We start from the raw sequence: 14,364 nt of genomic DNA on the forward strand, positions 1-14,364 counted from the left end.
ATTTAAGTCTGTGGGATAAGACTTTCGTGCCATAAGCAATTACGTAAATACACTGCATATCAGGTATTTTAATTCTTGCCGTCATCCCCTCCTACTCGCCTTTAGATTTACTTTATAAATAGCCTCTTAGTAAAATAACAAAAGATTTTCCGCAATCTCGCTGATGACAAATCAACAATTGTCATTAGCCCTTATACCCCTAAACCCAATTTCCATAGACAATTTTGATGGGTAAGTCCTGGTTTGAAACCCTATCCCGCCTGGAACTACAGTTCCAGGCTAATAGCCAAAGTCTACTCAAGTGGACTGAAATGAACTTCTGCTTGAGTCCTCTTCAGAGGACTTGCGCTATGAGACTCGGAATTGATTCCGAGGCGGGATAGATGCACTCAAAGCAGATTTATATGTATGCCATAGTCTCCAAGATGTCGGGTTTTGTTCCTCAAGCAAACCGACACCCGATATACAAAAAACTATGAAAAATCCTTTTCCCCACTATCTTTTTTTACCTTTATTGCTGAGTTCGCTGCTGTTATCAGATACAGTCAGCGCCACATCAACAACTCAAACCTTGCAGATAGCACAACAACCAACCCAACTAGACGCAACCCGCGCCGCAGCAGAAAAAGCATTAAGTGAAGGATTTGAGTTATACCAGCAAGGGACAGCCGAAAGCCTACAACAAGCACTTGAAAAGTTGCAAATTGCCTTACCCCTGTGGCAGAAATTAGGGGATAAATCTAACGAAGCTTTAACTCTAGTTTGGCTTGGCTTTGTCTACAACACATTAGGAGAAAAGCAGAAAGCACTGTCATATTTCAACCAAGCTCTGACCCTAGATCGTGCAGTAGGAGATCGCGCGGGGGAAGCGAATACTCTCAATAATATTGGTGCAGTCTATGACGATTTAGGAGAAAAGCAGCCAGCACTGTCATATTACAACCAAGCTCTGCCCCTGTGGCGTGCAGTAGGAGATCGCGCGGGGGAAGCTAAAACTCTCACTAATATTGGTGGAGTCTATGACAATTTAGGAGAAAAGCAGAAAGCACTGTCATATTACAACCAAGCTCTGCCCCTGTGGCGTGCAGTAAGCGATCATACGGGGGAAGCTAAAACTCTCACTAATATTGGTGGAGTCTATGACAATTTAGGAGAAAAGCAGCCAGCACTGTCATATTACAACCAAGCTCTGCCCCTGTGGCGTGCAGTAGGCGATCATACGGGGGAAGCTAGAACTCTCAATAACATTGGTCTAGTCTACTCAGAATTAGGAGAAAAGCAGCAAGCACTGTCATATTACAACCAAGCTCTGCCCCTGTGGCGTGCAGTGGGCAATCGCGCAGGGGAAGCTAGAACTCTCAATAATATTGGTGGAGTCTATGACGATTTGGAAGAAAAGCAGAAAGCACTGTCATTTTTCAACCAAGCTCTGCCCCTGTATCGTGCGGTGGGTGATCGCTCCGGTGAAGCCACTACTCTCAATAACATTGGTCTAGTCTACTCAGAATTAGGAGAAAAGCAGAAAGCACTGTCATCTTACAACCAAGCTCTGCCCCTATATCGTGTAGTGGGCGATAGTTCTGGGGAAGCCAATACTCTCAATAATATTGGTGCAGTCTACTCAAACTTAGGAGAAAAGCAGCAAGCACTGTCATTTTTCAACCAAGCTCTTCCCTTGTATCATAAGGTGGGTGATCGCTCCGGTGAAGCCACTACTCTCAATAACATTGGTCTAGTCTACTCAGAATTAGGAGAAAAGCAGAAAGCACTGTCATATTACAACCAAGCTCTGCCCCTATATCGTGTAGTGGGCGATAGTTCTGGGGAAGCCAATACTCTCAATAATATTGGTGCAGTCTACTCAAACTTAGGAGAAAAGCAGCAAGCACTGTCATTTTTCAACCAAGCTCTTCCCTTGTATCATAAGGTGGGTGATCGCTCCGGTGAAGCCACTACTCTCAATAACATTGGTCTAGTCTACTCAGAATTAGGAGAAAAGCAGAAAGCACTGTCATATTACAACCAAGCTCTGCCCCTATATCGTGTAGTGGGCGATAGTTCTGGGGAAGCCAATACTCTCAATAATATTGGTGCAGTCTACTCAAACTTAGGAGAAAAGCAGCAAGCACTGTCATTTTTCAACCAAGCCTTGCCCCTATCTCGTGCAGTGAGTGACCGCGTGGGGGAAGCCAGAACTGTCAATAACATTGGTCTAGTCTACTCAGAATTAGGAGAAAAGCAGAAAGCACTGTCATATTACAACCAAGCTCTGCCCCTGTGGCGTGCCGTGGGTGATCGCTCTGGGGAAGCCGCTACTCTCAATAATATTGGTGGAGTCTACGACGATTTAGGAGAAAAGCATAAAGCATTAGAATTTGCCAACCAAGCTCTGCCCCTTAGTCGTGCAGTGGGCGATCGGGCGGGGGAAGCTCTTACTCTCTACAACATTGCTTACTTAGAACAAGATAAAGGCAACTTGCAAACCGCGCTTACCCAAATCGAAGCATCCATCAAAATTGTTGAAGAATTACGCACCAAAATCGACAGCAAAGAATTGCGTACTTCTTATTTCGCCACAGTACAAAACTATTACCAGTTTTACATCGACTTGCTGATGCAGTTGCACAAAAAAGAACCAAGCAAAGGTTACGCCGCCCAAGCACTGCATATCAGCGAACGTTCCCGCGCTAGAGGTTTAGTTGAACTCTTAACCGAAGCCAATATTGATATCCGCAAAAATATTACCCCAGAATTAGCAGCCGAGGAAAAACGTCTGCAACTGCTACGAGAAGCCAAAGAAAAACAACTATCACTATTTGCAAGTCTTCCCCAACCAGCAGCAGAACTCATCGCCGCTACTAAAAAAGAAATCGAAGACATCCTCAAACAACAGCAAGAACTCACAAACAAAATTCGGGTGACTAACCCAGAATATGCCGCCTTGAAATATCCCCAACCCCTCACCTTGCCGCAAATTCAGCAACAACTCGACAAAGACACACTCTTATTGCAATACTCCATTGGTGAAGAACGCAGTTATCTGTGGGCTGTCACACCCAATTCTTTCAACAGCTACGAACTACCGGGGCGCGACAAAATAGCCCAAGCCGTCAAGAACTATAAAGAACCCCTATTATTTTGTCAAAACCGCGACTGTCAAAGCCTCTCTTCTCAGCAACAAGCTAAATTCTTCCAAGCAGCAACCCAACTCAGTCAACTAATCCTTGCACCTGTGGCTGATAAATTAGCTGACAAACGCTTAGTTATCGTTGGCGATGGCGCATTACAAGATATTCCCTTCGCCGCCTTAGTTGCACCCAACACACCCGCCACCAACCAAAAAGATTACCAACCCCTCATCCTCAAACATGAAATTGTCAATTTGCCTTCTATGACAGCTATTGCTACCCACAGGCAAAAATTGCGTCAAAGGCAATTAGCACCCAAAACTTTAGCTGTTCTGGCTAACCCTGTGTTTAGTGCCGATGATGAACGGGTAACAGGTAAACCAGCAGGAGTTACATCAGACTTAGACATCCGTGGTCAATTAGAACAGTCTGCCCTAAAACGCGCCGCACGCAATATCAACCGCAGTCAGTGGTGGGATGCGCTTCCCGGTACGCAGAAGGAAGCAGAGGCAATTTTACCGTTAGCACCATCAGACAGCCGCCTATTAGCTGTTAACTTTGATGCTAATTACAACTGGGCAACCAGCAAACAACTTGCACAATATCGCTTTGTGCATTTGGCAACACATGGCTTTGCTGACCCTACCAACCCAGAATTATCAGGAATTGTGCTGTCTTTGGTTAACAAGCAAGGTCAATCTATTCCTGGTTATTTGCGCCTGAGTGATATTTTCAACTTGAATTTACCTGCTCAATTAGTGGTATTAAGTGCCTGTGAAACTGGTCTAGGTGCAGATATCAAAGGCGAGGGCTTGGTAGGGTTGACAAGAGGGTTAATGTATGCAGGTTCCGCCAGTGTGGCCTTGTCGTTGTGGCAAGTGAGTGATGAAGCGACACCAGAACTAATGAAGGAGTTTTATCAACAAATGTTGCAAGGGAAAAAGTCACCGAATGCCGCCTTACGTGCGGCGCAAATCGCTATGTTGCAAAACCCCGATTGGCGTTATCCGTACTATTGGGGTGCTTTTACAGTTCAGGGTGAGTGGCGGTGAGGAGGGTTAAATGTCAAGAAACAAGTAGAAAATTTCTGAGAGGATGTTTTGAAAATCATTTGTGATGTATCCAATACTTTTAGATCCCCCTAAATCCCCCTTAAAAAGGGGGACTGGAAGAAAAATTACCATACCAAATCAACAACAACAAAAGCTAAATTTCAAGCTAAATCCTCCTTAAAAAGGGGGACTTTAACTCCGGTTCCCCCCTTTTTAAGGGGGGTTAGGGGGGATCAATAAGTGCCTAAAATCACAGCAAATCACTTTTCAAATATCCTCATAATCAGATTCTCGTTGAGAAATGGTATTAGTGTTCATAAATAAAGGAGTTTGATGTCATGAATAACAAATCTATCTTATTTATCTCTGGTGTTGTTGGTGTGATGACTTTGGGTGTGTGGTTTTCTGTGGAAGCACAGGTGAAAAAACAACCAGCAACAACCACAGCCCCGACGTTAAAAAAAGTGGGTCAATTAGAATTACAAAATAATGGCAAACCTTTTAAACCATCAGAATTAGAACAATCAAATAAACCTATTAAAAAAGGAACCAGAGGAACCGTAGGCAGTGACGATCGCCTGCCGATGTTAAGCAATAATTATCCTTGGTCTACTGTTGGTCGAATTGTCGGTGAATCGAACTCGCAAACTTACACCTGTACAGGAACTTTAATTGATGAAGATATTGTATTAACCAATGCTCATTGTGTAGTTGATCCCAAAACTGGCAATGTAGCAGATAGAGTTGCTTTTCTACCAAATGTAGTTGATGGTCGATATCAAGATAGAGCTTATGCAGTGCAGTATCTAGCGGGTACACACTTTCAAGATAAAAATGCTGCGGCTAATGATTGGGCGGTTATCAAAATTGATAGACCTCTGGGGCGTAAATATGGTTATCTAGGTTGGAAGTCTTTACCTTCCACAACTTTAATTCGCAATGAGAAAAAATTCTTTTTTGTCGGATATTCTGGCGATTATCCCCAAACCGAAACAGAAAAGTTTTGGGGTTTAACAGCCGGACAAGGATGGACAGCAGGTTTTCAAGCCGGTTGCAGTATTGTGGATGAACAGTCTAATATCTTATTACATGACTGCGATACTGCGGGTGGTTCATCTGGCGGCCCCATTATTGCTTCGATTGGTGGTGAACCTTATATTGTGGCTTTAAATAATGCGGAAATTAAAGATAGTAGCACTGGTAAAGGTATCATTAATTTGGCTGTGAGTATATCCTTTTTAGATAGGTTATTTGGGAAGAAATAAGGGGTTAGAGGTTAGAGGTTAGTTAGAAATAAATTCGTAGGGTGTGTTAGGTGTTAGCCGTAACGCACCCTACTGGCGTGGCAAGGCTAAAATAGGGCATAAAAATAACTCTTGTGGTGTGGGCATCCTGCCCGCACCGGACGGGCTAGAAGCCCATCCCACAAGAAATTTATCATGCAACATTTAAGGCTTGCCGCGCCACTACTGGCGTGGCAAGCCTTAAATGTTGGCAAAGTCTTCTATAGGTGCGATCGCATATTTTCCTTGTTCATCTTGAGTGACTAAACCTAATGCGATTAAATCTCGATCAATAAACAAGTTTGTTGCTTTACCACCTGCGTCAATTTTATGATTAATTAACTGCATTGCGTAGCAAATTGTATCGTAAACTCGTTGAGGATTCACGGCAGTTGTAATTGGTTGATATCTACTCACCGATTCACATAATCGATACACACCACGTTCTTGAAATTGGGGATAGCCATAATAATTGACGGCGCGTGGTAAAAAATATCCAGCAGTAATTGGCTTTGTTCCTGACGGACGCACACAGGCGTAACTACAATCACCAACTGTATCAGCCGCCATACTCCCCGGCATAAATCGCAATACATTGAAATTCAAAAAATCGGGATTACACTTTTCAATACCAAAACGAATCGCCTCAATATCATCTTCAAAAGTCGTCGGCTCATATCCCATAATTTCAGTTTTATTAGGATTTAGTTTGGCTTTTGGTAAACCTAAGATTAAAAAATAACTACTAGGTAATCCCGCTTGATTCATTTCTTGAAAAACCCTGGCAATCTTAGCTGGATAATCGAAGGCTTGCTTAATTTGACTAGCAACAGAACCGTTAAATTTATGATTAGCTAATGAAACTTCTGGTAAAGTATGCTCAACCCCAAAAAACATATATACACAATTATGTTCTACTAAATAACGCATCTGTTCATAGTTGATTTTATCGATGCGTGTATTAGAACCCCACACAAAGCCTTCTTCGTGGAGAATTTCGGCTTCCCGTCTGGCTGCATAATCATGCACTGTAAAAGTATCAACATCTAAATAAACTGCTTCATAACCACGCTGTTTTAATTGCTGTAATTGTCTCTTAAAAGATGCTTCACTTAACCTAATTACATTATTACTTTCACTACTTTTATTACAAAAACCGCATCCCCAAGGACAGCCGCGCTGAGTAAAAAGTTGGGCGGTTTTTAATTGTCTACCGTCTGAAGCTTTAAAAATATCCATATCATGTACTTGGGGTACATGCACTAAACCAAAGTTTTGGTCAATATCATCAAAGTTATTCACTCTCGTTGCAATAGTTCGATGAAATTTTCCCTCACTATTTATAAAACACAACCCTGGTAATTTTGGCATCTCTTCATAAAAAGTGCCTCTAGCAACTGCATAAGCAATTTCGATAATTGATTCTTCGCCTTCACCATCACAATAGGCTGTTATCCAAGGTGTAATCCGGGCAATATCTTCAACGCTTTTAGTTGCATAACCACCAACTAAAATCGGGACATTTTCTCTACCATATTTTTGCAGTTCAGCAAAAATTTTACTACTATGATTGTCAATTTCTGGCCATTGGGTTGTCAGACAACCAGAAAATATAATTAAATCAGCATCTCTGATGTCAGATAAAACATCATCAATAGATAAATCAGGACGTTCTAAATCTAGTTGTAAAACTTGCCTAAATCCAGCGTTGAATAAACTTGAAGCTAAAACAGGCAAGGCTTTATTAGCACCGTTAAAGCTTCTGTGTTTGAGAAATTCTCCAATTAATACAATTTTAATTGAATTAATTAGAGTCGATATTTGTTTAGTTTTAGTTTGAGCTAGTAACACTACTACATACCTAAATCTACAGTTATGGTCGATGTTGACACCTGGCTATAGTAGGTTTGTTGGAGAAAATTTATATTCTGTTCATAGAAATCCAACAAATTTTTGAGACTGCACTTAAACTATCAGTAAAATAGAAAAACACTCAAAAAATTAGCTTAATAACTGAACAGAAAAACAGAATAATGGACTTGTATTCATATATCCTCAGAAGGATTTAAGACACAATATTCCATCATTCATGTATTCATTTTGAGAAACCCATAGCCGGAAAGCTGAGAACTTTAATCAACAGCCCCCAAAATTTTTAAAGAAGCTTTTTCCGCATCGGTCAAGCCTGTGGTGTTGCTAATATCCATGCGTTCGTATATACGGTCTGGTTTAAGCGATCGCAATCTACTACTATTTTTTACATCCCACAGTTGAATTTTTTCGTCTTCACCACCACTCGCTAAGAATTTGCCATCAGGGGTAAAAGCTAAAGAACGAATTGCGGCGGTATGTCCCAATTTGAAGATGTCGAAGTTCTCACCTGTACTCACTTGCCACAACATGATAGTAGTATCAGCACCAGCACTAGCTAATATCTGTCCATCGGGACTAAAAGCGATGGAGTGGACTTGCTGCTGATGTCCTGTCAAGGTGTGAATACATTCGCCTGTGCTAATATTCCATAACTTCACGGTTTGGTCTTCGCTACCACTGGCTAAAAGCTGTCCATCGGGACTGAAAGCTACTGACCAAATCATGTCTTGATGTTCGGTCAAAGTTTGCAGACATTCTCCAGTTGTCACATCCCAAAGTTTAATCTGGCTGTCTGCACTACCACTGGCCAAAATTTTGCCTTGGGGATGAAAGGCTACTGTCCACACCCAATGGCTATGTTCTTTGATTCTTCTCACACACTCACCGCTAGAAATGTCCCAGATACGAATGCTGCGGTCTTCGCTGCTACTGGCTAGGGTTTGCCCATCGGGACTAAAAGCCACTGACCATACCCAGTTACTATGACCAGTTAAGGTTTGTATACACCTACTATGGCGAATGTCTCGGATGTCCCAAAGTTTGATAGTGTTATCTGCACTACCACTGGCGAGGATTGGCCCATTGGGATGAAAGGCGACTGAACGAATCCGACCTTGATGTTCTCTGATAATCTGACATTCTGATGTTTGTAAGTTCCACAGACTAATATTGTGGTCATCTCGTCCACTGGCAAGAATTTGGCTATCAGGACTAAATGCTACAGAATAGACATCACGGGTATAACCTTGCAATACATTCAGGCAATCGCCTGTATTTACATCCCAAAGTCTAGCTGTTTGGTCGTCACTACAACTGATTAAAGTGCGGCTATTAGGACTAAATGCGATCGCCCACACCTGACTATAATGACCCTGTAAGGTTTTCAAACATTCACCCCGGACAATATCCCAGAGTTTAATGGTTCTATCTTCACTACCACTAGCGAGGGTTTGCCCATCGGGACTAAAACGCACAGAATAAACTTTTTTACTATGTCCCGCCAACATTTGCCGAAATTTACCTGTATTTACATCCCACAATCTCAAGGTGAGGTCTCTACTACCACTAGCTAACATTCGCCCATCAGGACTAAAAGCTACAGAATAAACATCACGACTATGACCTTGCAAGGTTTTTAGGCATTTACCTGTTTTGACATCCCACAACTTGATTTTGCTATCAGCACTACCACTAGCCAATAACAGAGTATTTTTAATAGTTGGGGATGGTTGGAAGGTGACAGACCACACCCAACCATCATGATCAGTCAGTGTTTGCAGACAAACTCTGGTCGCAATATCCCAAATTTTAATTGTTTGGTCTTCACCTGCACTGGCTAATAAAGAACCATCGGGGCTAAACCCTACAGAATAAACTTTATTGGTATGTTCTTGGAATGTCTGGAGACATTCGCCTGTTTGCACATCCCAGAGTTTAACTGTGTAGTCAGCACTCCCACTGGCAAGAATTTTGCTATCTGGACTAAAAGCAAAAGCCCAAACCCAGGCGCTATGACCTTTGTAAATGCGAATTTGCTTAGTATCAGCAGTCCGCCATAATCGAATTTCTCCGGTGATTAAACCTGTGGCAAAAAATTTACCATCAGGACTAAATCTCACAGAAACAATACTAGAAAGGGTTTCTGTGAAGACAGAACCAGTTAAATCAGCATTGGCAAAGCTGGTATCTTTTAAGTTGACATCTTGAAGATAAGCTTGCCAAATAGTCAACCCCGAAAAATCACGCCCACTTAAATCAATTTGAGAATCTGGCTGGGATTTATCTATCTGGAGTTGTCGCAGCAGATTGATTAAGTTCCCAGCCGCGTAACCTTTGCTTACGGACGAATCTTGCTGCAAAGTCCGCAGCAATTTTCGTAAATGAGTTTCGAGTGCAGTTTTTGTACCAAAAGCTTTGATTAGCTGTTGTTTGACTGGTTCTAGTATCAGCCGTTCTTGTATTTGCCGGATATAATCTAGCGATCGCGCCTGAATTAAAGGGTGGGCGTTAATAAACTCCGGTTTTTTTTTTCACTCAAGTCACGAGTTACCTGTTCTATGTAGCGGGCGCTGACATATTCCATCACTACAGATTGCTGACGAAATCTGCTGGCGTTTGCTTCTTTTTCAATGAGCGATCGCCTTAATAATGATTCAATAACTTCCAGGATTTTTGACTCTGCTTCTGTGTCTCTTAAATCATTTTTGAGTTGTGCTAGAGATACATATTCACGGGTAATTGCCAGCCGATACATCACTTGTTTTTCTAGTTCCGACAAGCGGTTAAATTGCTGGTCTAAAAGTGTGCGAATATCTCCATAAACAGCATTTGCTTCCTGAATTTCTCGTAAAAACTCTGTAACATTATTGCCAAATAAGTCATAAACTGTCGTACCTACTATCTTTAAAGCTAAAGGATTCCCAGAATATCTTGTGACTAATTCTACTAACTGCTCATCTGTAAAGTCTTTACAGCCTTTATCTAGCAAAATTTCTCTAGCTTCTGCTAAATCCAAACTAGATAACTGCAAAACCTTTACTGGCAAATTCTTGCCTTCTAAAGCTGCTACTTCTTTTGGCTTTTCTCGACTAGTTATTAACAAACAACTCTCATGGGCGGTTTCAGCCACTTTTTTAAAAAAGTAGCCATAATTTTCATAACCATGTTCATATTCGCCGGCACATTCTTGTGTTTTGCCTTCGCCACTGCGTAGCACCGATTCGACGTTATCTAAAATGACTAAACACCGATGTTTTCGCAAAATATCAATCAGCGCCAGGATTTTGTTATTTTCCCGAATTATTTTGTTATTTTCACTATTTTCACTAATTTTTAAGTAATCTTCCAAATCATGAGGTAAAAATCGCAAAAGTTGGTTGAGAATTTCTTCTAGGGGTGGTGCATTGCGGAGCGATCGCCAAATCAAATATTTAAACTCAGTCTTGATTTCTTGGGCAACTTTGGCTGCAATCACCGTCTTACCAATTCCACCTATACCTAAAACCGCTACTAGCCGACACTGCACAGCCTGATCGCTACCAACTATCCATTCCTTTAAATCTGTAATATCTTCTTCTCTACCTTTAAAGCCTTCGACATCAACAGCTTCACCCCAGTCATCTTTTGATGAAGTCAGGTTTTCTGGAATACCTTGATACTGAGCATATAGCTTTTGTTTCAAATTATAAATTTTTTTATTACCACTGCCTTCTATACCTAACTTGCGGTAACTTTCACCTAATCTTTTTCTCACTGCGGGTTGCGAAATCTTCAGTTCTTCCGCAATTTTCGCACCAGAATAATCTTTTAATGCTAATAGTAATGCCTCTAGCTCAGTTTTCGTTACATTATGTCTAATAGCAACATTTGTAATGAAATCATCAGGAAGCAGAGGCATATCTGCTGCGCTTGTCATCTCATTTAAGCTCCACACAATATATTTAACTTATCAGTATGTGAGAACATTTTTTTATAGCACAACTGCTAAATCTAAAAAAGACTCTACCATTACAGAATCGCTGTAAATACACAATTGTATTACTGGTTGATAGCTATCCTATTTCAGATTTTATCAATGTCAACTATATTTTTATCCTTGAGGATAAAAATATAGTTGATTTTTTTCTCACCGAATGAGCTATTTATAAAGATTTGTTGTATAAAAACCTACTACAAGTATAGCTTTTTATCTCTACGTGAGATACAACTGGTGTAAAGCTTATACATAACTTTACAGTTTCACAAATATCTTTAAGAATAATTCTTTTTATGAGCTTGCTTTTTTAATCAAGATGTGATTATCTTATACACATAGAGGTATATGTGAGATATACAGATAAGTCACCACTCAACAGGCAACATCAGGGGGCAACCAAGATGAACAGCTGCTCACGACTGTCAGACTTTATCAAAACTTCCAACTCCATCAAAACAGTCTTGAAAATAGGAGAACCATCCCCAGAAACCGCTTCTATATTCAAACCTCAAGAAAGAGGTAGCCCAGAAATTGTCCTCAAGCCTAAACAATGGTGTGAAGTTGAGTTACCCCTTGTCTTTTCTCACATAAACATTCTGCTGATCGAGACTTTATCGGAAACTCAACATGGCGAGTTAATGATCACCAGCCAAAAAGCCAACCACGAGACTCTTGTTAACTTGAAGAGTCATATCAGCCACCGCCATCGTGTGAATCAAAAGCAACTACAAGAAATCCATACACTGTACGAAGAAATCATTGAAGCATGGATAGCTTATAGGCAGTCTCGCAACCAAAAATAATACCCTACCTCGCCATAGCTATCACAAAGTCTAGAAGACTGGCAGCTTGGCGAGTTCATCAAGACAACTAAATATTTATTTCTCTGAAAAATTTGGCTTTCGATAAATCAGACGTTTACAAGCCAGATATGTAACCAAAATTACGTATCTGGCTTTTTGCTTAGGTTTTTCTATCAGGAAGGAAATTCTATGAGCAATCACAAACAAGATCAAGGGTCTCTCGTTCAACTCCCATCTGAAGACAGGAATAAAACTATGAAAACTAACAATCAAGACCGCCACAATCCACTTTTAATCTTGACTGCTAGAGGATTGAAGTTCTTTCTATGGACTTTGGCTGGTTTTGCGATCGCTTTTGTAGTGTTTCATATTTTCGGTGCGATCGCCATTGCCAACAGTCTGTTATCTTTCGATGTTTTGGTTTGGTTTATCCGAGGTGCAGCCTCGTTGTTTTGCTTATTTGCGATCGCCATGATGATTGAGTCCTGGCGTTAATTCCAATTCTGGTGCTGTTTTACATATAGCCTTTGGCTTGGGTTGCATTTAGCCAAAGGCTTCACATTACGGAGGTCATATTTATGTCCGATAACAATGGCTTTAAAGGTGACACACTCTCACCAATTTTAGTCATCTTAGTTGCAGGCTCGATATCTCTAGCAATTGTCAATAAAGAGAATCATCCGGCTTACTTTGACATCGTAAAAATTGCAATGGCTTATGGCTTTGGTTCTCACAAGTCTAAAGGCAGACCAAAATAGTAAGCCTAAGCCCGAATTTCTCATGTATGGGTAGGGGGTGTGGGGAGTGTGGGAAGTGTGGGAAGTGTGAAGAGAGAGGGGGGAAAGATTTCTTAACCATCCTCCCCTCCCACACCTCTGGATTTCTCTCTTGTGAGAAATCCAGGTAAACCCTTCTTTTTTTGTTTCTTGTTTATACTAATTTTTGTAACAAACTTTTACAAAATCGATATTTATGACACTTAGACCAAATCAACGCCAAAAATTAGATGATACGGATGATCGGTTATTTTATGCCTATCCTCGCTTTGTCACTCATGTTGATGATGGGTTTATTCAACAGCTAACAGATTTGTACCGCGATCGCCTCAAACCTAACACTCGCATCATTGATATGATGAGCAGTTGGGTATCTCATTTACCAGAAGAAATAGAGTTTGCCCATATTGAAGGACACGGACTCAACGCTGAAGAACTCGCACGCAATCCGCGCCTAAATCATTACTTTGTCCAAAATCTCAACGACAATCCGCAGCTACCCTTACCAGATCAAGATTTTGATGCTGTTCTGATTTGCGTTTCTGTGCAGTATCTACAATATCCCGAAGCCGTATTTTCCGAAATTCACCGCATTCTCAAACCAGGTGGTATTGCGATTATCAGCTTCTCTAACCGGATGTTTTTTCAAAAAGCCATTCAAGCTTGGCGTGATGCTTCCGAAGCCGCCAGAGTCGAATTAGTCAAGCACTATTTCACCTCAGTACCAGGATTTACCACTCCAGAAGTGATTGTTCACCAGTCAACTATGCCCTATTTTTTACAGCTGATGGGTATTGGCGCTGGCGATCCTTTCTATGCTTTGATTGCTCATCGCAATTGAATTAGGACTTACACACAGGGATGATCTATGGAGGCTGGGTGTAAGGGTTTTGAACACCTACACCTATGCTTCATCTTCATTACTTAGTAACTAGATGATTTCATCGCATTTCCGAGTGAATATCTACAGTTATAAGCTTTTTATCAAAAGTGTAAAATATAGTAGCGAAGCAATGAAGTGGGTACAAAATACCTGAGTTTAATTCTTTTATTCCTCCAATTGCTATTTGAGCCGCATAATAGTTACCAAAACCAATTTGATAATTATTTTGCCTATAACTCTTTGATACTACTTCAAGTAATACATCACGAGGAACTATAATTGTTCCTCGTTCCAATTCAAGTACACACTCTAATTTATCCTCCCATAAAGTATTAATTAAGTCTGATTTTACTTCTGAATCAGGTAGAAAATCATCAATGTTCATCTGGTTTAAATACAGTTTCTAAAAATGACAATTATGATTTCTGAATTCTGGCTCCTGAATTGTATATAGCGTTTTCCAATCTAATGAGATACAGTAATTAGATAAGATATAGATTATGAGAAGATATAAATGAAAGCATACTCACTTGACTTTCGGCAGAAAATAATTGATGCGTACTTAGAGGGTGGGATCTCACAAAGACAGTT

10 protein-coding genes are annotated in these 14,364 nt (G+C 40.8%); 6 read left to right on the forward strand and 4 right to left on the reverse strand.

The features are described from left to right. The first annotated feature begins 475 nt into the window (after positions 1–475). Positions 476–4,180 carry a CHAT domain-containing tetratricopeptide repeat protein gene (locus H6G75_RS31440; RefSeq protein WP_190983796.1) on the forward strand — a complete coding sequence of 1,235 codons (3,705 nt, stop codon included), beginning with the start codon at positions 476–478 and terminating at the stop codon, positions 4,178–4,180. Between the two features lie 338 nt (positions 4,181–4,518). Then, a complete protein-coding gene (locus tag H6G75_RS31445) occupies positions 4,519–5,445 on the forward strand; it encodes a serine protease (protein ID WP_190983797.1) in 927 nt (308 codons plus the stop codon). 219 nt (positions 5,446–5,664) lie between these two features. Here H6G75_RS31445 and H6G75_RS33850 read toward each other — a convergent pair whose 3' ends face one another. From H6G75_RS33850 to H6G75_RS33340, 3 genes are all read right to left on the reverse strand, one after another. Further along, on the reverse strand, positions 5,665–7,314 hold the full coding sequence (locus tag H6G75_RS33850; protein ID WP_190983798.1) for a radical SAM protein: 1,650 nt from the start codon (positions 7,312–7,314) through the stop codon (positions 5,665–5,667). Positions 7,315–7,595: 281 nt separating this feature from the next. After that, a complete protein-coding gene (locus H6G75_RS33335; RefSeq protein ID WP_242051715.1) occupies positions 7,596–9,707 on the reverse strand; it encodes a WD40 repeat domain-containing protein in 2,112 nt (703 codons plus the stop codon). Between the two features lie 122 nt (positions 9,708–9,829). Next, positions 9,830–11,251, reverse strand: coding sequence for an NB-ARC domain-containing protein (locus H6G75_RS33340; RefSeq protein ID WP_242051716.1), 1,422 nt, complete (start codon positions 11,249–11,251; stop codon positions 9,830–9,832). 461 nt (positions 11,252–11,712) lie between these two features. Here H6G75_RS33340 and H6G75_RS31460 point away from each other — a divergent pair, with 461 nt between their 5' ends. The 4 genes from H6G75_RS31460 (at position 11,713) to H6G75_RS31475 (ending at position 13,731) form a co-directional block, all read left to right on the forward strand. After that, the gene (locus tag H6G75_RS31460) at positions 11,713–12,114 is read left to right on the forward strand and encodes a hypothetical protein (protein WP_190983799.1); all 402 of its coding nucleotides are present in this window, start codon (positions 11,713–11,715) and stop codon (positions 12,112–12,114) included. Positions 12,115–12,369: 255 nt separating this feature from the next. Next, a complete protein-coding gene (locus H6G75_RS31465; RefSeq protein ID WP_242051717.1) occupies positions 12,370–12,609 on the forward strand; it encodes a hypothetical protein in 240 nt (79 codons plus the stop codon). A gap of 83 nt (positions 12,610–12,692) precedes the next feature. Continuing rightward, positions 12,693–12,872: a hypothetical protein gene (locus tag H6G75_RS31470; protein WP_190983801.1), complete on the forward strand. Its 180-nt coding sequence runs from the start codon at positions 12,693–12,695 to the stop codon at positions 12,870–12,872. A gap of 214 nt (positions 12,873–13,086) precedes the next feature. Further along, a complete protein-coding gene (locus H6G75_RS31475) occupies positions 13,087–13,731 on the forward strand; it encodes a class I SAM-dependent methyltransferase (protein WP_190983802.1) in 645 nt (214 codons plus the stop codon). 100 nt (positions 13,732–13,831) lie between these two features. Here H6G75_RS31475 and H6G75_RS31480 read toward each other — a convergent pair whose 3' ends face one another. After that, positions 13,832–14,158 (reverse strand): hypothetical protein, encoded by a 327-nt coding sequence (locus H6G75_RS31480; RefSeq protein ID WP_190983803.1) that lies wholly within the window; start codon positions 14,156–14,158, stop codon positions 13,832–13,834. Between the last annotated feature and the right edge of the window lie 206 nt (positions 14,159–14,364).

The organism is Nostoc sp. FACHB-280 (genome assembly GCF_014697615.1).
In the GTDB taxonomy this organism is placed as follows: domain Bacteria; phylum Cyanobacteriota; class Cyanobacteriia; order Cyanobacteriales; family Nostocaceae; genus Nostoc_B.

Excerpts from the sequence above, each read along its gene's own strand:
- H6G75_RS31440 (WP_190983796.1), top strand. The coding sequence starts at position 476 with ATGAAAAATCCTTTTCCCCACTATCTTTTTTTACCTTTATTGCTGAGT.
- H6G75_RS31445 (WP_190983797.1), top strand. The coding sequence starts at position 4,519 with ATGAATAACAAATCTATCTTATTTATCTCTGGTGTTGTTGGTGTGATG.
- H6G75_RS33340 (WP_242051716.1), bottom strand. The coding sequence starts at position 11,251 with ATGACAAGCGCAGCAGATATGCCTCTGCTTCCTGATGATTTCATTACA.
- H6G75_RS31460 (WP_190983799.1), top strand. The coding sequence starts at position 11,713 with ATGAACAGCTGCTCACGACTGTCAGACTTTATCAAAACTTCCAACTCC.
- H6G75_RS31465 (WP_242051717.1), top strand. The coding sequence starts at position 12,370 with ATGAAAACTAACAATCAAGACCGCCACAATCCACTTTTAATCTTGACT.
- H6G75_RS31470 (WP_190983801.1), top strand. The coding sequence starts at position 12,693 with ATGTCCGATAACAATGGCTTTAAAGGTGACACACTCTCACCAATTTTA.
- H6G75_RS31475 (WP_190983802.1), top strand. The coding sequence starts at position 13,087 with ATGACACTTAGACCAAATCAACGCCAAAAATTAGATGATACGGATGAT.
- H6G75_RS31480 (WP_190983803.1), bottom strand. The coding sequence starts at position 14,158 with ATGAACATTGATGATTTTCTACCTGATTCAGAAGTAAAATCAGACTTA.